Genomic DNA, 21,525 nt, shown 5'->3' on the forward strand with positions numbered 1-21,525 from the left:
GGTGACGACCGTGAAGGTGGACCAGTCGGACCAGGCGAGGTTGAAGTGCGAGCCGTCGTAGGGGCTGGTGCGGAAGCGGTACGTCCCGCCGTCCTTGAGCAGCCCGTCCGGCAGGGTCACGGCCGCGGCGCGCCCGGACTCCACGTACGGGGAGACGAGGTAGTCGCCCACGCGCTTGCCGGTCGCGGCGTCGACGACCTCGAACGTGCCGTTGATGCGGTCGCCGTCCTTGTCGGAGAACGTGTCGCGCAGCGTCGGCGTCGTGGTGTTGACCTGCCAGGTGCCTGAGGCGTCCTTCACGAACGGCGGGCCGGCCTGGCGGTTGTTGCCGGAGCGGGGCCGGAAGTTGTACGTGACCGTCAGCTTCGGCGGATTGGCGGTGGCGTTCGCGGAGTTGACCCGCTTCCACTGCGCGACCGCCGTGTCGTCGGCGGCGGTCAGGGCCATGGACGACTTCGGGGCCTTCGCGGAGGCCCAGGACTGCACGAGCTGCGTGACGTCGGCGTTGATCCAGCCGTCCGCGCCGCAGCCCGGGTTGCCCTTGGTCTCTGTGGAGGTCGCGTGCTTGGCGTGTGTCTTGGGGCGGTTGGTCCAGCGGCTGGAGAGGCCGGCGGGATCGGCGGACCACACCTCCCACGGCTGTGGCTTGCAGTCCGGGTTGCCCGAGTGGAAGTTCCACAGACTGAGCCTGGCGCTGCTGACCAGTGCGTCCGCGATCGGCGCCGTACCCCAGGTGATGTACGACCGGGCGGTGCGCGGCGTGCCGTCGGCGTTCTTGGTGCCCGGGTTGCCGAAGTCCAGCTCGGTGTCGGTGGACCAGTCGCGTGTCTCGCCCTGCTGGACATACGTGTCGAACACGTTGCTCAGCGCGGAGGTCGACGGGTCGACGGTCACCGGGTAGCGGGTCTTCGGGTCCGCCAGGAAGGCGGGGTCCGGGGAGACCACCAGGTCGACCGACGAACCCTTCTGCCGGACCTTCATGGACACCGGGACCCGGCGGGTGTGCTCGCCGGACCGCTCGTCGACGGTGGCGTCCCACATGACGGGCGCCGGCATCACGGCCCGCTGCACGCCGGTCCTGCGGTCCGTGAACAGGACGCTGCCGTCGGCCTGCTGCTGGGCCTTCAGACCCTTGGCGCGGAGCGGGAGGGTGTAGGTGTAGTCGCCCTTGGCGGGGCGCTTCTTGATCTGCACGTACTGCTCGAAGCCGGTACGGGTCGCCTCCACGACGACGTCGGCGCCGGGCACGGCCTCGGGGTACGTGGCGCGGTTGCCGTCCAGTACGGGGCGGGGCAGACCGCCCTTCCACTGGAGGGTCACCTGCTGCTCGCCCTCGCCCAGCGTGACGAGGTCCCGGGCGCCGGCGGTGCGCGCCTGGCCCAGGGACGCGGCCGGGCTGCCACCCCTGCCCGCGAGGGTGAGGGAGGCGGGGTGGGCCTTGGCCGCGACGGTGCCGTCGCGGCGCTCGGTGAGGTCGGTGTCGACGGCGACCCAGGCGCCGTCGCGGTCGAAGCGGACGGGCCCGGCGGTGAGTTCGGTGGTCAGCGAACCGTCCGGCTCGGCCCAGGTGGTGGAGGTCTCGGTGCGTTCGGAGAGCGCCTCCACGCGGTGGCCGGAGCGCTTGGCCCCGGCGCGGGCGGACAGAACGTCAGGCGCGGTGCGAGGGGCGGCGTTTTCCCCCGCCGCCTGCTGCGCCGCGGTGGTCTGCGCCGCGGACGGCTGGGGCAGGGCCACTGCGTAGCCGCCCAGCATGGTCGCCGACAGGGCGACGACCGCAGCGGTGCGCGGCAGCCGCCTGGAGGATCGCCGGAGCTTCCGCTCCCCCGGAGCGGATGGAGATATGTGCATGTTGTTGTGCGCGACCTTTGGTCAAGAGATCGGTTAAGGAAATGTGAGCCTAATGGGTGATTGGTGTGTCCACGTTGACATTTCGCGGCGAGGTGGGCGTTAGGGCTGCTTTGCGGTATTTCGGGGGGTGGTGACCATGATCACCTGTGGGCTTGTATGCGGGTGTCGGTCACCGGTGCACCTGCGACATGCGGAGTGCTCTGAACAGTGGTGCGTTGGTTCGCACGGCAGGAGCGATGACAGCATGTGACCTGCTGCGCAGTGCTCGGGCTTCTGAACTGAAGTGCGGCAGATCTGTTGCGAGATGTGGCGACTCCACCGGTGAGTTCACCGTTCTGGAGGCGATGCGGCACGTGGAGAGTCGGGCCGGCCGCCGGGCACCGTGGCCATGCCGCAACCGTGAGGTGACCGGCCTCGTGTGTGAGCTGGAGGCCATACGCGATGCCACGGCGGCCGATGGGCAGAACACCGACCACGGTCAGGCGGGGCTCTGCTGTGGCGCTGCGGGCGTTGCCGGTGTCCACACCCGGTCCTCGAAGTCGAAGTAGCTTTCCTTGTGGTTGCTGTGGTCGACCAGGAGCATGCCGACGGTCGCCCTGCGGCCGTGTCGGTGGCAGCCCTGCGGGAGGCAGTCCCGTCTCGCAAGCTCCCGGATCGCCTTGGTGTCATGGCGTTTGACCTCGCCCACGAACCGTCATCCGGGCTGCGGGGTGACATCGGTCGCCCGGCAGGGGACCGCGACGGCCGCCTTGACCGTGCGATTGGACCGTCCCGGCGCGCGGGGACGCGTGTGCCGTCACCGAGACGCGGCAGACGCTGTTCACCGCTCGCGTCGTGGAGGTGGTCTGGACTGCGGCAAGGTTCCCGGGCCGGGTGCACGACTCCTGCCGGCGCAGGCTGAAGGATCTGCCGCTCGGCGGGCAGAGCGTCGTCATCCGGCTGACGGTCCGGCGTTTCATCTGCGGCACGGGCAGCTGACCGGCTCTCCTTCGAGGCGCTGCAGCGCCTCGCTTCCTCCGGTGGCCGGACCGTCCAGCAGTTGGCCGACGCGATACCCGCGTACTTGATTGCCTTCGAGGTTCTTCAGGTGGGTGGCGACGAGCTGCTCGCCGAGCCGTACGAGCGTCGCCGTGCTGCCTTGGAGGTCTGTTCCGCGAGTGCGGGCTGTCGCCGCCGTGGACGCTGTGCCCGATGACGAGCGATCCGGCTGTCGCCCAGGAGCGGGAGAGGTCCACGACTGAAGTTCCAGGCGTATGGAGGGTCGTCATCAAGGGGCTCGGTCAGCGCTACCTGCCTGGCGCCCGCGGTCGGTGTGTCAACTGCATTTCCTCTGGCCCGTTGGGCAGGGTGGGGACGACCGGTGACGAACCTAGGACTTCCTCGGCGGCGCAGACAATGATCAACCTGTCAGCACCTCGTGTTTGGATACGACATCGGTCCTGCCGAGGGGAAATCGTGATCCTGTCGCCCCGTCCAGTGGGGCTGCTTGTCATACCGCTGCATGGCGGGCCTCGGTCCCGTGGAGCCTCGCCCCCAACACGCCGCCCGGTTGCTGTACGTACACATAACCGCCTCGATAGGCTACACAGCGTGACCAGTTATGACGACGCGCCGCCCCTTCCGGATGCTCCCAGTCACATCTACTACTTCGACGTGGGGGCGGGGGACTGGCTGGGGAAGTTCACCTTCCGGGTCACCTCATGGCGACGTCTTCGGGAGGCTCGCGGCATCGGCCTGCGGAACTGGGCGCTCATCATCGCGATGGCCCTCACCCAACGGCTGACCGGCGCGTCCCGGCTGGAGTCGAGGATTGTCGCGAGCCCGTCCGCGGGCGTCTTCGGCGTGGCCGACAACGTGGTCCGGATCTCCAGATTCGGCGTGACCCTGTACTTGCTGAAGGAGCGTTACCTGCTTGCCGAGGACGGCCTCGGCGTCACCGTGGAAGCCCACGAGCGATTCAGCCCCGTGCCGGGCATCCTGACCCGGAGGTTCACCTACCCCGCGGAGATCCACCCCTCGGGCCTGCAGTCCACATACCACATGCCCCTGCTGGGAAGCCCCTGGACGGCGACGTATCACGTGGGTGCCGACCGGCAGACCCTGGCGGGGGAACTGGTGTGTGACTGGGCGAAGGCGACGGAGAGCGCCCGCCGGGTCGCATGACGAAGGACGCCGCTGCCGTTGCCGCCGAGAAGGTCGCCGGGGTCGTCGCGGAGCTCACCGCCCGGGTCAAGCGGTACGACTCCATGCGGGATCCCCGCGCGGTGTTCGCCTACACCTATTTCCGGCTCACATCCGACCTCGCCGTGAGCCTGAGGACGAACACCCTGTCGTTCGCTGCGCCGGAGTGGGTCGCCGACCTCTCCGTCTCCCTCGCGGCGGCCTATTTCACGGCGATGGACTCCATCGACGCCTGGCTGGACCAAAATCCCCGCCCGGGCGGCGAGATCCTCTCCACCGATCTGCCGGACACCATCCCCAAGCCCTGGCGGGACGTCTACGCCGCCTCGACCGCACGGCACTCCTATGTCCTTGAGGAGGTGCTCTTCTCGATGATGGCGCACATGTCCTACGACTTGCCGATCGCCCTGCGCGTCCGCGCCGCGCACGGGGACATCCACCACCACATCGCCGACTTCCACCGCATGAACGACCTGCTGGCCGCCTCCATCGACGTGGTCCAGGACGAGATCGCCGCCCGCTACTGCCGACAACTGGGCTTCCTCGACCGCTGGTTCACCCGCGACGACGAGCTCTTCACCAACTACGGGATCCGGGTGGCCCGGGGTTTGGCCTGGTTCAACTGCGACAGACTCCTGGATCCGAGGGCGACTGCCGAGGTGACGGGCTCCATCAGCAGGACCACGGCCGCGTTCATCGCCGAGTTCCGTTCTCCGGACGACTGGAAGCGCAGACAGGCCTTCCGCCTCCTGCGGGCCCTGGTGCCGTCCCGTCGGCAGTGGCCGCCACCAAGTACTCCCGTCGAGGAGGGCCGACCGTCCCGCTGAAGGAGATCTCGCGGCCCACTGCCCTCGCCGAGACCAGGGCGCTCGACCCGGAGCAGGCAGGCTCCGGGGCCGTACCGTCGCCCCTGCCCGAGGCGAGGCACGCGATTGCGCTGCATGACCGGCTCGAACGGCGGGTCCTTCCGGGCGCCGGCCGCGTGCTGGTGGGCACGGACCGAGGTGGAGTCGACCGAGACATCCCAGTCGATCACACCGACGCATCGGCCTGTGCCTGCGCCTGCTGAAGCAGCCGCTCCCAGGTTCCGTCGGCCGACCAGCGCCGGTAACCCTTATGGACGGTATTCCATGGCCCGTAGCGTTCCGGCAGATCACGCCACTGCGCCCCGGTCCGTACCCGTTGACTGGTGATCGCGCCACCGCCCGCAGCGTTGTTACCGGTAGGCAGGAGCGGTTCCAGACGTCGCCACTCCGCCTCTGTCAGATCCCCCCGGCCAGTCATACAACAATCAACGAATCAGTGGACGGCATGGTCAGGGTCAGCACCTGCGGTGCCACCACGCCAACTCCGGATCTGCCATCGGCTCCTGATGCGTTCGCCGAAGGAGCACCAGGTCCAGGCGCTCGATCTGCACCCGGAGTTCGGCGGCGGCTCTTGACGGCAGCATGAAGAGAACCTCTTGCAGCTTGTCCCGGGCCCAGCCCTCGCCGCAGCACGGGCAGGCGAACTCGGCCTGCCACCGTCTCCACCGGCGCCTGGTGCCGTAGACGCGCACGGACCACACGCTCAGCGCTACGGACACCATGCCCGGAGACAATCGCTCCCGCTCGAGCACACGGACAGCGGCATTCGACGCTCCCGACAGACCCGGGACATCGCGATACCGCACCCACGGTCTTCCCCAGCCACGTTCCCGCGGCCGAAGTGAAGACGGTCTTCTACGCGGCACGGTCCCTTCGGATGCAAGTCATCGACGGCATCCTCCCACAGCCCAAGATCGACCGGACAGGCCTGGGGGGTGGGGCGAGGCTGGTCAACGTACGCGAGATCCTCATCGGCAACTCGGATTTGGCGCCCGTCCCTGGCGGAGACCGATGGCTGAGGTAACACGGAGACGGGGAGCCGCTGCCTGGGCCGGACGGCAGCCCGCACGCGCGGCCCATAGAGGACATGCCGCCTGTGTGGCAGCAGACAGCGATCTGGGTGTCGGAGACCACGACGAAGGCCGTGGTCAAATGTCCCCCGGGAGCGCTGGACTGACCACGTCACTGATTGGAAAGTCTTCCGTCCCCAACCTGTGGCTCTCCGCTTTCGGACACAGCAGCCCGCCCGGAGCTACCGCAGCAGCGTCTCGCGCGATCATGGAGACGGGGAGCCCACGAACGCGAGGAACCACAGCGTGGCTCCGTCCATGAGGACGGGTTCTGGCTCAACTTCTGTGGTGCGTCGCCTCCGCCTCCCTGGGAGAGGGCGTCGTCGCGATACCAGCCAGCTGTACCAGCTGCCAGCTCTTGCGGACAGCGAGGACCGCCACCACGACTGCGAACACCGTGAAGAGGCCGGCCGCAATGGGGCTCTTGCACCTGGCCGCGGTCACGACCATGTAACCGAAGACAGCCCAGTCCACCCAGGTCCGCTTCAACAACGTCATCACGCCACTCACGGCACCTCCCGGCGGGACAGTAGACCACGTGGCGTAGCACGTCACTCAGTGTGCGCACTTCGCAGAAGCGCCGAGTAACCTCGGTCTGCGTTCCGTGTACATCACGCACCCACGCCCCGTGTAGCTGCTCTGCGCTGACGGCGTGTGCTGGCTGCGTCCCTTGGCCGGGGAGCCGGCGGACGCGGCGCCACGGTGCGGCGAGGGCGGCCGTGTGGTGTTCACGCAGACAGGGTCGTGCCTGCCGCGCCGGTCCGGGCGTGGACGGCGGCCGCGCTCTCGCCGCCGCGGAGCCACCGGCGGACGGGATGCCCGTCGAGGACGGTCTCCAGCGCCCAGGCCGATGGCGTAGCGGCAGGCGGCGGCCTGCGGTGCTGTGTTCATTCCGAGCGCCTTGATCCAGGCCTCGGTGTCGGGCTGTGCCAGGCCGAGCCCGGCCCACCGTGTCGGGCCCGGCCCCTCGCGCGGAGAAGCCCGCGGTACCGCCCCGCCTGGTGGTCATGGTTGACCATCGCGCCGGGGTACCGGCCGCAACGGGGGTTGGCTGGGCCGAGCGCTTCAGTGAGGGCGTCAGATGGCCGCGCGGAGTGAGCTGAAGTCCACGGCCCGGTCGGCTTCCTCCAGCAGTCGTGCGGCGGCCTGCCGGACATCGGCAGGCACATCCCCACGCTCCTGGACGAGAGTCGCGTAGATCGGAACGTCGCCTGCTGCCCGGCCCATGTGGTCGTGCTGGTTCACTGCGGTGGTCCTTACCGTGGCGGAATCGGCTAGCGAGTGTACTGGGCCGGCTCCGCCCGGCACGCCTCGCGTGACCGGATGCCGATGACCCCAGGGCCGCAAGTGCCTCAGCGAGGCGTGCTCCTCGACTCCCGCGAGCGTCCAGTGTGCCCAACGCCACAGCGGCTTGGGCCCAAGGTACGGCGGACGGTTGGTCAGGGTGTTCACAGTCCGCATGGTGACGCATGGTGTCGGCATCGACCGCGGCGGCGCCTGCAGGGAACCGCTGCCCGTCGCCGCAGCCGGGCTGGCGGCTCCGGCCGCCCACGGCATCGTGCGGTGGGGCCGCTGATCCGCCCGTGCGCGGCGGTCGGCTGGCTCGCGGCAGGAGCCGTCACCCTCGTCGTCACTTGCCGGCCGGGACGGCCTCGGCCTGGTGGAAGCCCTCGACAACCGGGTCGGGTTGGGCGTATGGGGCGGCATGACGCGAGTTCCTCCGCCACCGACCCGGCCCCGACCGGCTCCGGGATATAGCCGACTGTTCCACCGGCCGCACGGGTAGCGCCCGCTGCCGTGGTGTGAGCTTTGTTGTGTGGGAGAGTCGCGGCGGCTTCGCTGGTCGGTGCCCCATGGATCCGGAGCAAACCTCGCCCCTGTCCTCCATCGGGAGAACCTCCTGGGTGAGAGCCTGGCGGTCGGCGCTGTGGCCCGACAGCCTGCCCAGGACAGAAGAGCGATTGCTGCCCCTGTGAGCCGAGCTGTTCGTCGGATCCGGTGGGATCCCCTCCACTTCGCTCGGCTTGACGGTATGTTCACGCTAAGCACACATGATCACCACGCATCGCACGAGGGGACTCCTTGAGCCAGCAGAACCCCGGCGCGCCGCGCCGCCCCGAACAGCCGCCGGCCTGGGGGCAGCCTCAGCAGCCCGGGCCCTGGGGGCCGCCGCCCCGGAAGAAGTTGTCCACCGGGGCGATCGTCGGCATCAGCCTCGGTGGCGTGTTCGCCTTTCTCGTGATCGTCGGGGCCGTCGTCGGAGAGGGCGAGACCACGGACGACAAGGCCGTCGGGAAGCCGGCGCCCACCGCCCCCGCCACCTCCCGTCCCGCCACCACCTCCCCGAGCGCGTCGCCGGCCACCAGCGGCGTTTCGTCCGCCGCGCCCAGCAAGAAGACGGACAGCGGGAAGGCGGAGACCGGGAAGCTTCCCGACTTCGTCGGCAAGGGGCTTCAGTACGCGCAGGACGAGGCGCAGTCCCTCGGCTTCTACAGCCTCCGCTCGCACGACGCCCTCGGGCGCGGTCGCAACCAGGCTTTCGACCGGAACTGGAAGGTCTGCTTCCAAGTCCCGGCTCCCGGCACTCACATGACCGACGCCACCGTCGACTTCGGCACCGTGAAGCTCGAGGAGACCTGCCCGACGAGCGACATGGGGGCGCGCGAGGAGACCGAGGCGGGCGGCACCATGCCAAACCTTGTCGGCAAGTCCGTGAAGGTCGCCCGAGGCTCCCTGCCCTCCAATGCGAGCATCACCGTGACGGACGCCGCCGAGGGCCGCATGGTCCTCATGGAGTCGAACTGGAAGGTGTGCACGCAGGACCCCAAGGTAGGCGCCGCGCTGAACGGTCGGCCCATCAGCCTCACCGCCGTGAAGTTCGAGGAGAGCTGCCCCTAGGGCGCGTCGTTTGGATCACCGGGCAGACCAGAGGAAGATGCCCGCAATGTGGAGTCCGGCCAGGTAGATGGTCGCGGTCTTCTCGTAGCGGGTCGCGAGCCCTCGCCACTGTTTCAAGCGATTGATGCAGCGCTCGACGGTGTTGCGCTGTTTGTATGCCTCGCGGTCGAACGCCGGTGGCCTGCCGCCGCGGCTTCCGCGACGCAACCGATGGCCACGCTGATCGGCCGGAACGGGGATGACCGCCCGGATCCCGCGCTTGCGCAGGTGCTCGCGGATCGCGCGGGAGGAGTACGCCTTATCGGCTAGGACCACGTCCGGCCTGGTACGGGGACGTCCTCGCCGCCGAGGGACGCGGAGGCGAGCCATGACGTGAGTGAAGGCGGGTGCGTCACCGGCTTGTCCGGCGGTGAGCACGAAGGCCAGTGGCCGGCAGCGGGCATCAGAGGCCAGATGGATCTTCGTGGTCAGTCCGCCGCGGGACCGGCCGATGGCGTGGTCTGCCGGTTCACCTGCCGGGCCCCCTTTTGCGGGCTCCGGCCGCGTGCTGGTGTGCGCGCACGACGGTCGAGTCGACTGAGACGGCCCAGCTGATGTCGTCGTCGGCGTCGGCCTGCGCGACCAGTGCGGTCAACACCCGCTCCCAGGTGCCGTCAATGGCCCACATCCGCAGCCGGTTGTAGACGCCTCGCCAGTTGCCGTACTGCTCGGGGAGGTGGCCCACTGCGATCCCGTCTGGAACTTCCAAGCGATCGCGTCGATCACCTCTCGGTGATCTCGCCACCAGCCACCCCGCCGCGGCGTCCGATCTGGGAGTAACGGCTCGATTCGCGCCCACTGGGCATCAGTCAACGACACACATCAACCAACGATCAGATGATCCGCCGGCAATGGTCCGGTGCCGTTTGCGTATCAAACCAACTTGAATCCACTCTGAATGACACCGTACTCCGCAGGCGTCTCCCAGCAGGTGAAACGGCAGCCGACGAGATCTACGAGGCCAATCCCTAGCTCTTCCGCCAGCCCGGCGGCAACGGTCTTGTCTGTCTGAGAGAGGTCACCGGCGGCCTGATAGCGGGCCAGGGCTCCCCGCAGCTCCACGACCACATACTCCACGCGCTTGCCCACGCCGGTCATCGATCCATCGCCGTGCTGATCGTGCTGGGTACTCAAAGCCTGCCCACACAGCCCACAACCCGAGTCGTTCCGCGAGGCATCCACGGCCGCATCGTACGTCTCTCTCGAACAGCCATGGCCATCAGCCACCCTCGCCCGAGAGCACCGGAATCAACCTGCCGGGGGTTCTCCGCCGAACTCACCGGCGCTGATCCAAACGAAACTGCCTAGCTCTCCACCGGCTCACGACGCGGTACCCGAGCTCGCCCACGTGGGGCGGGCTCGGATCACCGGCCCGCGGCCACCCGTGGGCCTCTCGCAGGGTCCGGTGGACGCCCAGATCACCGAGACCAGGGGCGCGGCCACCACGGCTCCTGGCCGCTGCGCAGGTAACAGCGGCCTCCTGGCGAGCAGGGCTTCGACTGCTGCTTCGTGGCGGCTGCGCATCCGGTCGCGTACGAGCTCGCGCGCCTTGTCGACGCGGACGAAGGCGACGTCGGCATGTTCTCTGTCGTGGGGGCGGAGTTCGGCGGCCTGCTCTTCCTCGAGGGTGATGGCCTCGAAGACAAGGGCAAGTTGGTCGTCCCGCGGTCCGTGCGGGGGACCCGATCGATGACGCGGAGGGAGTGGAGGCGGACGTCGAGACCACGCTCTTCGCGCAGCTCGCGGGCTGCCGCCTGTTTCTTGTGGACGATTGCGATTCCCAGGGGTAAGTGCACGTAATTCCCCAGGTCCTGGCTCGAGCGGGCTAGGTTGCGCCGGGTAGCCCCAGGGCAAGCGAGAGGGCTGAGGAGAGTTCTTCCGCGAACAGGGCCGACCCGGTGAGCGTCTGCCGGATGGCTTCCTCGTCGGGCGTGAGTCCGGCAGCGGCCGACCAGGCGAGTGCGCCGGCCACGGCGGGTTCGATGGGGAAGTGCTCCAGAGGTATGTCGTAGCTCTTCGCCACCTCCCGGTTGAGCAGGCCTTCCCAGCTGCTGCCGTCCGGGGTGAGCGCCTCGATGAACCCCACGTCGCTGTCGAGGAAGGACACCATGACGGCCGGTTCCCCCGTTCTCTGGACGAGGTTCGCCAGGCTGCGCCGTCCGGCGTCGGCGAAGTCCGTGACCTGCCATCCCTCCGCCAACGCCTGCGTGTCGTCGATGCCTGTGAACCCGGCTGCCCGCATGAGCCGGTGCAGTTCGCCTGTGGACCGGGTCGTCAATGATCCGCCTGAGCTTCCCATGGCACGCAAGTTAGCGGATGCCTCTGACAAGCCAACTCGTGCCGCTGAGACGCCGACAAGGGAAGCCGGGACGGCGGACCCTGGTGCGCCTTGTCGGCCGGGTTCCTGGACCGTCGTGGTCGTCGTCCGTCGAGTCGGGGGCCGCGATGGCGGCGAAGAGCCGGGCGGGGCCGTGGAGGAAGCCACGGCCCCGGCGTCTCCGCCGGGCTCGGGCTCGGGGTCGGTCTCGGTGCCGGCGATGAGGATGCCCTTGATGGTGCGGCAGGACGGGTCGCCGACCGCGATGGCGCCCTGGCGCAGGCGGCTTCCAGCCGCGTGTCCCCGTACTTCTTCCGCAGGCGGAGGGCACCTTGGGCAGCGCGGAGTCGATAGAGGACGGTGACCTCCAGGAGTTGGTCGATGACCTCGCGACAGGAATCGCCGACCTCGGACCCCTGTCTGCGGCACCAGTCCGGCGTGTGCGTCTGGAAGGCGATCTTCTCCGGCGGGCAGTCGCTCTTGTCGGTGCGTTCCCTGGTCGAGGGCGGTGTGGGTCTTGACGAGCCGGCCGTCGCAGAAGACCTGCACCATCGTGGCGGTGGAGAGGACGTCGACGCGGCGGCCGATCAGCTTCCACGGAACCGAGTAGAGAGTGCGGCCGACCTTGATGTGGCGTCCGGGCCGACCGTGGCCGTCGACCAGTGGGCGAGCACGAACGGTGTCGGCGGCAGGAGCAGCGGTTCGGCTGCCTGAGCGAGGACCGTCTTGCGGTCCACCCCAGCGACGCGGCCGGCTCGTTCTTCGAGCGACCCGCGTACCAGTGGACGTAGATCCCGTCGGCCGGATGGCGCTGGAGCGGGCGAAGGGGGCGGTGCTGCCCCGGACGACGTCTGGCGGGCCTCCCCCGGACGCCCTGTCCGCTTGGTGCACCGGCGCGGCGGACATTAGCGTCGATAGAGGGCGGGATGACCGCATTCGCCCGTAAGGGGATCGCCGATGACGAACGACCGGCGCCACCGCTCACCAGCCCCAGCCGCGTCAGAGGTCGAAGGTGAGGTCGACGTCGTCGTGGTCGGCTCGGGCTTCGGCGGCTCCGTCGCCGCGTACCGGCTCGCCGAAGGCGGTCTGTCCGTCGTCGTCCTGGAGCGCGGCAAACCGTACCCGCCCGGCAGCTTCCCCAGGACGCCCGCTGCCATGGCCCGCAACTTCTGGGACCCCAGCGAGGGCCTGCACGGGCTGTTCGACATCTGGTCGTTCCGCGGGCTGGAGGGAATCGTCTCCAGCGGCCTCGGCGGCGGGTCGCTGATCTACGCCAACGTCCTGCTGCGCAAGGACGAGAAGTGGTTCGTCCACGAGTCGCCGCTGCCCGGCGGAGGATACGAGAACTGGCCGATCAGCCGCGCCGACCTCGATCCGCACTACGCCGAGGTCGAGGAGATGCTCGGCGCCACGCCGTACCCCTACCAGGGCACGCCGAAGACCGAGGCCATGCGGGAGGCCGCCGAGCTGCTGGGCCTGCAAGTGACCCGGCCGCCGCTGGCGGTCTCCTTCGCCGCCGGCCCCGACGAGACACCGGTCCCGGGCGCTCCCCTCCGCGAGCCCGAGTACGGCAACATCCACGGCCTGCCGCGCGAGACCTGCCGGCTGACCGGCGAATGCGACGTCGGCTGCAACCTGGGCGCCAAGAACACGCTCGACCACACCTACCTGTCGGCCGCGCGCCACCGCGGCGCCGACATCCGCACCCGCTGCGAGGTGCGCGGCTTCGCGCCCCGGCCCGGTGGCGGCTACGAGGTGCGCTACGTCGTCCACGACCCGGCCCGCGAGGGACACCGCACCCCCACCGGCCGGCTGCCGCTGCACCGGATCCACTGCAAGCGCCTGGTCCTGGCGGCCGGCGCCTTCGGCTCCACGTACCTCCTGCTGCGCAACCGTGCCGCGCTGCGTGGGATCAGCCCGGCCCTCGGCACCCGCTTCTGCGGCAACGGCGACCTGCTCGGCCTGGTCCTCGGGGCGACCGGCGGCGCCGCGGGCAGCGGGCCGCGGAAGCTGGCGAGCAGCACGGGCCCGGTGATCACCAGCGCCATCCGCGTCGGGGACGAACTCGACGGCGACGGCTCGACCGGCCGCGGCTACTACGTCGAGGACGCCGGTTACCCGGCCTTCGTGGACTGGCTCGCCGAAGCGTCACAGCTACCCGGCGGCGTCCGCCGTACCGTGGGATTCGGCCTCCACCGGCTGCGGTCCCGGCTCGGTCTCACCCCGCAGAGCAACATCAGCGCCCGCCTCGCCGTCCTCCTCGGCCCTGCGGTCTTCTCCGACTCCTCGCTGCCGCTCCTCGGCATGGGCCGGGACCTCCCGGACGGCCGGATGAGCCTGCGCCGCGGCTATCTCGACGTCGACTGGACCACGCTCACCTCCCGCCGCTACTTCGAGCGCGTGCGGCGGACGATGGGTGACGTGGCCGGCGCGCTCGGCGCCGGATTCCGAGACAACCCGCTGTGGTGGACCCGCCGCGTCGTCACCGTGCACCCGCTGGGTGGCGCGCCGATGGGCCGGCATCGCGCCGAAGGGGTCTGCGACGCGTACGGGGAGGTCTTCGACCACCCCGGGCTGTACGTGCTCGACGGCGCCGTCCTGCCCGGACCGGTGGGCGCGAACCCGTCGCTCACCATCGCCGCCTTCGCCGACCGCGCCTGCCGGCACATCCTCGACCAGCGCCGCGCCCCACGGGCCGCCGCGGCCGCGGCTTCTGCCGCGGACGGGGATCGGCCCACCAGCCTCTCCTTCACCGAAGAGATGAAGGGACACATCGCGCTCGACGTCGACGACCCCGAGGAGGGGCGGGCCCTCGGCCGGGCGCGGAACCAGCGGCTGATGTTCCGTCTCACGATCACCGCGGACGACGTCGACCGGTTCGTCGCGGACCCCCGGCACCCGGCGCGGGCGGCCGGCCACGTCGAGTGCGACGTGCTCGGGGGCCGGCTACCCGTCGAGGCCGGCTGGTTCAACCTGTTCACCCGCGCCGACGACCCGGCCCGGCGCCGCATGCTGTACCGGCTGCACCTGCGCGACCCGGGCGGCAATCCGCTCACGCTGGTCGGGCACAAGGAGGTGCACGACGACCCCGGGTTCGACGTCTGGAGCGACACCTCCACCCTGTACGTCCGGATACTCGCCGAACACGTACCGGAAGGCGGCGACGCCGGCGCCCCGGTGCTCGGCGCGGGCGTCATCGTCATCCTCCCCGGCGACTTCGCCCAGCAGCTGACCACCTTCCGCGCCTCCGGGCCGCATCCCGCACGGGCCCTGGGAAGCTTCGGCCGCCTCTTCCTGGGTGAGCTGTGGGACAGGTACGGCTCCCAGTTCTCGACTTCCGGGGAGCGCTCGTGAAGGCGCGGGAGCTGCGCGGACACGCCGACGAGCTCGGCTTCACCCCGCAGGAGCAGGTGCGCTGGCTGGCCCCCAGGGAGTTGGGCCGTACGGCGGTCAAAGCCCTGCTCGCGGCGGTCTTCGCCGGTTACGCCGACAAGCGCGAGTTCCAGAAGGTGCTGGAGGCGGGCCTCCTCGACGCGCCGCTCGGGAAGCCCGACGCCCGGGAGATCTGGATCGACTACGTGGCCGACCTCGGGGACGGCTTCGACGCGACGAGCACGGTGGCGTGGACGCTCGCGCAGGAGGAGCTCGCCGTCCCGCCCGGCTCCCCTGGTTCCGCCGTGGCCGGCGACGCGCCGCTCCGGCTCCGCCGCGGCTCCCTGCTCGTCCTCGGTGGCGACGAGGTGTACCCGGCGGCCTCGGCGACGGGCTACGAGGACCGCATGAAGGGCCCCTACCGCGCCGCCCTGCCCGAGGCGGCGGACCCGCCGCTTTTGGTCGCGCTGCCGGGCAACCACGACTGGTACGACGGCCTGACCGCGTTCCTGCGGATGTTCACCCAGCAGCGGCCGATCGGCGCCTGGCGGACCCGGCAGACCCGCAGCTACTTCTGTGTGCGGCTGCCCGAACGCTGGTGGCTGGTGGGCCTGGACAGCCAGCTCGGCTCGTACTTCGACGACCCCCAGCTGCGCTACTTCGAGGAGCACCTGTCGGCGAACCTGCGGGGCGGCGACGGGGTGATCGTCTGCTCGGCCGAGCCGACCTGGCTGGCGAGCGCGGACCGGAACGCCGACGCCTTCAACGCCCTGCACTGGTTCGACCGCAACATCATCCGCACCCGCGTCGATCGGGACACCGGGGAACGGGTGCCGACGCACGCGGCGGTCCGGCTGTGGCTGACCGGCGACCGCCACCACTACGCCCGGTACGCCGAACGGCTGCCCGGCGACCCGTCCGGCACGGGAGTCCCCGCACCGGACCCGCGGCGGCGCCAGATGGTGACCTGCGGAATGGGCGGCGCGTACCTGGCGGCGACCCACCGGCTGCCCGCCGCGCTGCCGTTGCCCCCCCGAGGGGCGCGGCTGCGCGAACGGGACGACCCGCCGGTTGAGTTCGCCCGGATGGGCACGACGTACCCGGACGCCGCCCTGTCCCGCCGCCTGGCACGGGGCATCGCGGTGCCGTGGTCGGGGCACTGGCTGCCGTGGCGCAACCTCGGCTTCGCCCAGCTGGCGGCGGTCCTGCACGCCGTGGTCTACCTCCTGTCGAGCTTCCTGTTCTCGGTGGCCGAGGGGGTGCTGCGGCCCGGCGACGCCGTGCGCCGGGCGGGCCTCGACGACTTCTGGGGCTTCGCCGCGGTCTGCCTGGGCGTGGCCGGGGGGCTGCTCGTCCTCGGGTTCCTCGGCCGGCTTCTGCGCCGCCGCCGGGCGGCCCCGCCCTCGGGGCCGGCGGTCGCCGTGCTGGCGCAGGCCGTGGTCGCGCTGGCCGCGCTGGCCGTCACCGTGGCGATTCCGTTCCCGTCCTTCTGGGATCGCTGGGTCGTCCTGCTCCTGTGCCTGGCCGTCGCCGCCGTCATGGGCGCGGTGGTGGGCTCCGGGGTCTTCGCGCTGTGGGTACTGTCCGCGACGGGCGGCGAGGTCGCGGAATGGCAGATGTCCGGCCAGTCGATCGAGGACCACAAGGGCTTCCTGCGGCTGCACATCGCACCGGGCGGCGACCTCACCGTTCATCCGCTGGTCCTGGAGACGGTCTGCCGGGACTGGGACCTGCGCGACGCCCCGTACGGCGGCAAACGGCCCGTGCCCGCCGGGCTGCCGACCGTACGCCTGATCGAAGACCCCGTCGTGATCTCCCGGGGAGCGTGAACACCATGACCGGCCCGCCCGACCCGAAGCCGCCGACCCCACCACCGGTGCAGGATCCACCCTCGACGCCGAAGCCACCACCGGTGCAGGATCCACCGCCGGCACCGAAGCCGCCGCCGACGCCGCACCCGACGGACCCGCCGCCCCAGCCGACGACCCGCCGTGACCACCTCACCGAGGTGCAGCCACTGACCGCGCTCGACGGACGTCCGCTGACCCTGGTGCACGTCCAGGGCCCCCGCCCGCCGACCCGCGGTCCGGTCCTCGTCGTGCACGGTGCCGGTGTGCGGGCCGAGCTCTTCCGGCCACCGCTGAAGCGCACCTTCGTCGACGCCCTGCTCGACGACGGCTGGGACGTGTGGCTGCTGAACTGGCGCGCGTCGATCGACCTCGACCCGGTGCCCTGGACCCTGGACCAGGCGGCCGCGTACGACCATCCCGCCGCGGTGGCGCACGTGCTCGCGGCGACCGGCACCGACCGGCTGAAGGCCGTGGTGCACTGCCAGGGGTCGACGTCGTTCATGATGGCCCTGTCGGCCGGGCTGCTCCCCGAGGTGGAGACGGTCGTCAGCAACGCGGTGTCGCTGCACCCGGTGGTCCCCGGCCTTTCGACGTTCAAGATCGCCCGCCTCGCGCCGGTCATCGGCCGGATGATGCCCTCCCTCTCGCCGGCCTGGGGCGACCGGCCGGCCGGCCCGCTCTCCCGGCTGATGGTGTGGTTCGTACGCGCGACGCACCCGGAGTGCCGGAACTCGGTGTGCCGCATGGTCAGCTTCACGTACGGCAGCGGATGGCCGGCCCTGTGGTCCCACGCGAACCTCGACGAGGCGACGCACGACTGGATCCGCGGCGAGTTCGCCGACGTGCCGATGACGTTCTTCGCCCAGATGAACCGGTGTATCCGGGCCGGGCAGCTGGTGTCGACGGAGGGCATCGAGTCGCTGCCCGGGTCCTTCGCCGACCGGGCACCGCGGACCGACGCGCGGATCGTGCTCCTCGCGGGCGAGGACAACCGGTGCTTCCTGGCCGAGAGCCAGCAGCGCACGTACGACTTCCTGAACAGGCACCGGCCCGGCCGCGACAGCCTGCACCTGCTGCCCGGCTACGGCCACCTCGATGTGTTCCTGGGCCGCCGCGCGGCGGTCGACACGTTCCCCCTGATCCTTGAGGAGCTCGCCCGATGAACCGGATCCTGCACCTTGCCCGGATGGGGTTGTCGGCCGTGCCCTCACCGGTGCCGCGCCGGCAGCGCCGGCTCGCGGGACGGCACGCCCTGGTCGACGGCATCCCCTTCGAGCTGCCGGTCGACTCGGTCGAGACGCCCGCCCTGATGGCCGGCTTCACCGTCGACCGCGCGGCGGCCGCCCGGATGCTGCCCGGCGGCGAACTGCACCCCGTGGCGCTGCCCGGCGGCAAGGGGCTGCTCCTCATCACGGTCGTCAACTACCTCCGTACCGACATAGGCCGGTACATCGAGTACTCGATCGCGATCGCCTGCACGCACGGCCCCCGGCCGGCCCCGCCCCTGCTGCCGGGCCTCCTGCGCGGCACCTTCGGCACCGGGCAGTACGTCGTGGACCTGCCCGTGAGCAGCGAGATCTCGGTCAAGGGCGGCAAGGGCATCTGGGGCATGCCGAAGCACCGGGCCAGTCTCGACTTCAAGGTCGGCGACGCGGCGATCTCCAGCCAGTACGAGGCCGGTGGGCGGCTCGGGATGTACCTCGAGATCGAACGCCCGCCGGCGACCGCGCTGCCGCTGCGCGTGGCGGCGGTCAACTACTGCGCGTTCCGAGGGATGCTGATGAAGTCGTTCGTCTACCTCGACGGCAAGGCCGATGTCGCCTTCGGCCGGCGGGCCCGCGCGCGGCTCGTGGTGGGCGACGCGCCGCAGGTCGCCGGGCTGCACGAGCTGGGGATCGCCGACGATCCGCTGTTCACCCTCTATCTGACGTCGGCCCGGGGCGTGCTCGACGACCACTTCGAGTGCTGGTTCCTCACGAGCGAGGAGCCGGGGCGGACGTACGGGGACGCGTTGGGCAGCGTCGTCGATCTCGGACTGTCGGAGGACTGGCCCGACCCTCCGCGCATCGACGTGGGAGCGGACCGGTGAAAGAGAGCCTGCTGCTGTTCAACGCGCTGTACTTCCTCTTCGGCGCGACGATGTACATGGGCACGATGTGGGTGCTGAGGTTCTTCCTCTATCCCACCTGGCGGACCCTCACCCCGCAGAACGTCGACGACCACTTCGGCGTACCCACGACGGAGGCGACCAAGTTCTTCACCGTGGTCGTGCCCTTGATGTTCGTCTCCGGGATCGTGCTGGTGTGGAGCGAGTGGGGCGAGTGGTACGTCGCCCTGGCGGCGGTCTGTCTGGCCGGCGTGGTCGTGCTCACCTGGATCGGCCAGGTCCTGATCATCCCGGTCAACAAGAGGATCAGGGCCGGGGAATTCGACGGCCCCGCCGGGCTCACGCCGCTGCTGATGCGCTGGATGAGGCTCAACGACATCCGTTTCGTAGGCGCGACGATCACCTGGGCGGCGATCGTCTGGTACCTCGTCGCCAAGGCGGACCTCCTGGGAGCGCTGGAGTGAGCGTGTTGCCGCCCCTGCTCGCGCGTGACCCGCTGCGCCTCGTGCTCGTCCTCATCGGCGGGGTGACGGTGTTGACCGGCGTGTGCCAGCTGTTCGCCCCGGGGCCCGTGCTCGGCCTGCTCTCGGCGGACTCGACGGGGACCGGCAGGCATCTGTTCGCGACCGTCGGCATGTTCATGGTGGTGGTGGGCGGTCTGCTGGTCCAGGGACTGCTGACCCTTGCCCCGCCCCCGTACCTGCTGGTGTGGGTGGGTCTGCAGAAGTTCGGCGCGTTCGCCCTGGTGGGCATCGGTGTCCTGCGGGACCTGTTCGGCCCGATCGCCCTCCTCGTCGCGTTCTTCGACCTGGCCACCGCCCTGCTGTGCTGGCTGATGGCGCGCCGGCTCGCCGTCCGGGCGGCGGCTTCGCCGCGTACCGCGGGGGCCGGTCCGTGAAGCGGTCCCTGGTGCTCGCGGGCGGCGGGATGCGCGTCGCCTGGCAGACCGGCGTGGTGCGGGCGCTGCGAGAACATGGCATCGGCTTCGACCACGTCGACGGCACCTCGGGCGGGATCATGACCGCGGGGATGCTGCTGTCGGGACAGGATCCCGCGGAGATGGGCCGGCGCTGGTCCACCCTGAATGTACGGGACTTCAGCTCGCTGCCGCCGCTCACGGACTACCTCAAGGGGCCCTGGGCGCTGCCCGCCCTCGGTGACGCCGAGGGGATGGTCCGCAAGGTGCTCCCGGCGCTCGGCGTCGACGCGCAGGCGGTTCGGGCCTCGGAGGTGGCGGGCACGTTCAACGTCGCCGACTTCGTCACCAAGACCTGTGTGGCTGTCCCGCACACGGACATCGACCTGGAGTTGATGGCCGCGGGCATGTCCTTGCCGCTGTTCGTTCCGCCGCTGCGGCGCGGGGCGCGGGTCTGGACCGACGCGGTGTGGATCAAGGACGCGAACGTGTCGGAGGCGCTGCGCCGCGGCGCCGACGAGGTGTGGCTGGTGTGGTGCATCGGCAACGCGCCGTACTGGGGCGACGGCCCCCTCGAACAGTACGTGCACATGATCGAGATGAGTGCCAACGGGGCGCTGTTCGCCGAACTGGAGGCCGCCGAGACGGCTCGCCGGCCGTTCGCCCTGCATGTGATCAGACCCCGCTACCCGCTGCCGCTCGACCCGGAGTTCCTGTCCGGCCGGATCTCCGCCGACACCCTGGTGGCGATGGGCTACCGGGACGCGTGGGAGTACCTCGGCTCGGCCGCCGCGTCGGGCGTGGGCGTACGGAAGGACTCCACCTGCACGGCGATGCAGGACCCGCCGCGCGGCGTGCGGTTCCGCGAGCGGATGCGCGGGGAGGCGGGCGGCGGCGCCGAACTCGTCCTCGACGTCACCGTCGAGCTGCCGCTGCCCGCCGCCGGAACCCCTTCGCCGGGCGCCCGCCTGGTGGGCCACGTCGACCACGCACCGTGGGGCGGCCGGGTGCTCCTGGCCGACGGCAGGGCGGAGGCGGACAGGACCGGGATCGAGTACGTGGCGAGGGCCAGGCTGGCCGGGACCTGGCAGGAGGTCCGCGCCCGACGCCACCTGACCGACGCCTCGGGCCCCGACCTGTGGTCCGACGCCCGCGAGGTGGCGTTCCAGGCGGGCGACGTGTGCTCCGCGCGCCTCGAGCTGAGCCTCCGCGACGCCGCGCGGGCCCTGGCCTCGACGGAGCCGTACGGCACGCACGGCTTCCGCGACCGCGCCGAGGCACTGACGGAACTGGCCCGGCGGGGGCTGCGGGGAGCGCTGGCGAGGGGGTGACGTGTCGTGGCCGACGTGGCCGACGTGGCCGACGTGGCCGACGTGGCCGACGTGGCCGACGTCATCGTGTCCAAGGGGGACGTGAACCCCCACGCCCGATACAGGGGGCACTGGGGCCTGCGGCCGGGCCCATCAGCACGCGGCCGGGGCCCGCAAGGACCGCCCGCGGGTTCCGAAATAGGGACGACGCCCCGGCACCACCGCCCCGACGAGGGACTCGGACGGTCCCGGGGCGGCCTGACCTGCAAGATCCACCTCGCCGGCGATGGCGGCTGCCTGCCCATGGCCCTCCTGGTCACACCAGGCCAGTGGGGTGACGCCCCGCAGATGATCGAGGTCCTGGACCGGATCCGGGTTCCCCGACCGCTGGGCGGACGGCCCCGCACCAGGCTGGACCACATCAGCGGCGACAAGGCATACAGCTCCCGCCGCAACCGTTGCTACCTGCGAAGACGCCGGATCCGGCACACCATCCCCGAGCCCAAGAACCAGCGGGCCAACCGCCGACGCAAAGGCAGCTCGGGCGGGCGGCAGGCCCGCCGGTTTCGACCGCGACCGCTACCGGCGACGCAACGAAGTCGAGCGGACCGTCAACCGGCTCAAGAACTCTCGCGCAGTCGCGACTCGTTACGACAAGAGGGCCTACGTCTTTCACGGCACCGTCACCGCAGCAGCGATCCGGCTATGGCTCCGCTCATGATCCGCTGGACAGTGCCTTGGCTCCTCGCGT

The 21,525-nt window shown here is 70.6% G+C and carries 18 protein-coding genes and 4 pseudogenes; 13 read left to right on the forward strand and 9 right to left on the reverse strand.

Features of this window, described 5'->3' with window-relative positions:
* Both ABZY12_RS17045 and ABZY12_RS17050 read right to left on the reverse strand, forming a co-directional pair.
* Positions 1 to 1,752, reverse strand: a pseudogene (locus ABZY12_RS17045) (DNRLRE domain-containing protein); the annotation flags it as partial.
* Positions 1,753 to 2,326: 574 nt separating this feature from the next.
* The gene (locus tag ABZY12_RS17050) at positions 2,327 to 2,536 is read right to left on the reverse strand and encodes a hypothetical protein (protein WP_356890943.1); all 210 of its coding nucleotides are present in this window, start codon (positions 2,534 to 2,536) and stop codon (positions 2,327 to 2,329) included.
* Positions 2,537 to 2,721: 185 nt separating this feature from the next.
* Between ABZY12_RS17050 and ABZY12_RS17055 the strand changes: the two genes are divergently transcribed.
* From ABZY12_RS17055 to ABZY12_RS17065, 3 genes are all read left to right on the forward strand, one after another.
* The gene (locus tag ABZY12_RS17055; RefSeq protein ID WP_356890945.1) at positions 2,722 to 2,826 is read left to right on the forward strand and encodes a transposase family protein; all 105 of its coding nucleotides are present in this window, start codon (positions 2,722 to 2,724) and stop codon (positions 2,824 to 2,826) included.
* A 612-nt stretch (positions 2,827 to 3,438) separates the two neighbouring features.
* Complete coding sequence (locus tag ABZY12_RS17060; RefSeq protein WP_356890947.1) at positions 3,439 to 4,011, forward strand: hypothetical protein; 573 nt, start codon at positions 3,439 to 3,441, stop codon at positions 4,009 to 4,011.
* Positions 4,008 to 4,856 (forward strand): DUF5995 family protein, encoded by an 849-nt coding sequence (locus ABZY12_RS17065; RefSeq protein ID WP_356890949.1) that lies wholly within the window; start codon positions 4,008 to 4,010, stop codon positions 4,854 to 4,856. The genes ABZY12_RS17060 and ABZY12_RS17065 overlap by 4 nt, the downstream gene beginning before the upstream one ends.
* Positions 4,857 to 4,993: 137 nt before the next feature.
* Here ABZY12_RS17065 and ABZY12_RS17070 read toward each other — a convergent pair.
* The 4 genes and pseudogenes from ABZY12_RS17070 to ABZY12_RS17085 form a co-directional block, all read right to left on the reverse strand.
* Positions 4,994 to 5,313 (reverse strand): annotated as a pseudogene (locus ABZY12_RS17070) (transposase); the annotation flags it as partial.
* A gap of 37 nt (positions 5,314 to 5,350) precedes the next feature.
* Positions 5,351 to 5,617, reverse strand: coding sequence for a hypothetical protein (locus ABZY12_RS17075; RefSeq protein ID WP_356890951.1), 267 nt, complete (start codon positions 5,615 to 5,617; stop codon positions 5,351 to 5,353).
* Between the two features lie 624 nt (positions 5,618 to 6,241).
* On the reverse strand, positions 6,242 to 6,475 hold the full coding sequence (locus tag ABZY12_RS17080; protein ID WP_356890953.1) for a hypothetical protein: 234 nt from the start codon (positions 6,473 to 6,475) through the stop codon (positions 6,242 to 6,244).
* A gap of 567 nt (positions 6,476 to 7,042) precedes the next feature.
* The gene (locus tag ABZY12_RS17085; protein ID WP_356891073.1) at positions 7,043 to 7,210 is read right to left on the reverse strand and encodes a hypothetical protein; all 168 of its coding nucleotides are present in this window, start codon (positions 7,208 to 7,210) and stop codon (positions 7,043 to 7,045) included.
* An 837-nt stretch (positions 7,211 to 8,047) separates the two neighbouring features.
* Between ABZY12_RS17085 and ABZY12_RS17090 the strand changes: the two genes are divergently transcribed.
* Positions 8,048 to 8,863 carry a hypothetical protein gene (locus tag ABZY12_RS17090; RefSeq protein WP_356890955.1) on the forward strand — a complete coding sequence of 272 codons (816 nt, stop codon included), beginning with the start codon at positions 8,048 to 8,050 and terminating at the stop codon, positions 8,861 to 8,863.
* 15 nt (positions 8,864 to 8,878) lie between these two features.
* Here the strand turns inward: ABZY12_RS17090 and ABZY12_RS17095 are convergent.
* From ABZY12_RS17095 to ABZY12_RS17105, 3 genes and pseudogenes are all read right to left on the reverse strand, one after another.
* A pseudogene (locus ABZY12_RS17095) lies at positions 8,879 to 9,721 on the reverse strand (IS5 family transposase).
* Between the two features lie 54 nt (positions 9,722 to 9,775).
* On the reverse strand, positions 9,776 to 10,084 hold the full coding sequence (locus ABZY12_RS17100) for a hypothetical protein (protein WP_356890957.1): 309 nt from the start codon (positions 10,082 to 10,084) through the stop codon (positions 9,776 to 9,778).
* Positions 10,085 to 10,727: 643 nt separating this feature from the next.
* Positions 10,728 to 11,201 carry a hypothetical protein gene (locus tag ABZY12_RS17105; protein WP_356890959.1) on the reverse strand — a complete coding sequence of 158 codons (474 nt, stop codon included), beginning with the start codon at positions 11,199 to 11,201 and terminating at the stop codon, positions 10,728 to 10,730.
* 399 nt (positions 11,202 to 11,600) lie between these two features.
* On the opposite strand from ABZY12_RS17105, the gene ABZY12_RS17110 reads away from it, so the two are divergent.
* The 9 genes and pseudogenes from ABZY12_RS17110 to ABZY12_RS17150 form a co-directional block, all read left to right on the forward strand.
* The gene (locus ABZY12_RS17110) at positions 11,601 to 11,933 is read left to right on the forward strand and encodes a hypothetical protein (RefSeq protein WP_356890961.1); all 333 of its coding nucleotides are present in this window, start codon (positions 11,601 to 11,603) and stop codon (positions 11,931 to 11,933) included.
* Between the two features lie 243 nt (positions 11,934 to 12,176).
* Entirely contained in the window at positions 12,177 to 14,573 is a 2,397-nt protein-coding gene (locus ABZY12_RS17115; protein ID WP_356890963.1) for a GMC oxidoreductase, read from the forward strand.
* Positions 14,570 to 16,420, forward strand: coding sequence for a metallophosphoesterase (locus tag ABZY12_RS17120; RefSeq protein WP_356890965.1), 1,851 nt, complete (start codon positions 14,570 to 14,572; stop codon positions 16,418 to 16,420). Before ABZY12_RS17115 ends, ABZY12_RS17120 begins: the two co-directional genes overlap by 4 nt.
* 5 nt (positions 16,421 to 16,425) lie before the next feature.
* Positions 16,426 to 17,604, forward strand: a complete 1,179-nt coding sequence (locus tag ABZY12_RS17125; RefSeq protein WP_356890967.1) for an alpha/beta fold hydrolase — start codon at positions 16,426 to 16,428, stop codon at positions 17,602 to 17,604.
* A complete protein-coding gene (locus ABZY12_RS17130; protein ID WP_356890969.1) occupies positions 17,601 to 18,530 on the forward strand; it encodes an acetoacetate decarboxylase family protein in 930 nt (309 codons plus the stop codon). Before ABZY12_RS17125 ends, ABZY12_RS17130 begins: the two co-directional genes overlap by 4 nt.
* Positions 18,527 to 19,012: a hypothetical protein gene (locus ABZY12_RS17135; RefSeq protein WP_356890971.1), complete on the forward strand. Its 486-nt coding sequence runs from the start codon at positions 18,527 to 18,529 to the stop codon at positions 19,010 to 19,012. The genes ABZY12_RS17130 and ABZY12_RS17135 overlap by 4 nt, the downstream gene beginning before the upstream one ends.
* Positions 19,009 to 19,446 carry a hypothetical protein gene (locus ABZY12_RS17140; protein WP_356890973.1) on the forward strand — a complete coding sequence of 146 codons (438 nt, stop codon included), beginning with the start codon at positions 19,009 to 19,011 and terminating at the stop codon, positions 19,444 to 19,446. Before ABZY12_RS17135 ends, ABZY12_RS17140 begins: the two co-directional genes overlap by 4 nt.
* The gene (locus tag ABZY12_RS17145) at positions 19,443 to 20,795 is read left to right on the forward strand and encodes a patatin-like phospholipase family protein (protein ID WP_356890975.1); all 1,353 of its coding nucleotides are present in this window, start codon (positions 19,443 to 19,445) and stop codon (positions 20,793 to 20,795) included. The genes ABZY12_RS17140 and ABZY12_RS17145 overlap by 4 nt, the downstream gene beginning before the upstream one ends.
* Before the next feature lie 124 nt (positions 20,796 to 20,919).
* A pseudogene (locus tag ABZY12_RS17150) lies at positions 20,920 to 21,495 on the forward strand (IS5 family transposase); the annotation flags it as partial.
* Between the last annotated feature and the right edge of the window lie 30 nt (positions 21,496 to 21,525).

Source organism: Streptomyces sp. NPDC006551 (assembly GCF_040611675.1).
Taxonomy (GTDB): domain Bacteria; phylum Actinomycetota; class Actinomycetes; order Streptomycetales; family Streptomycetaceae; genus Streptomyces.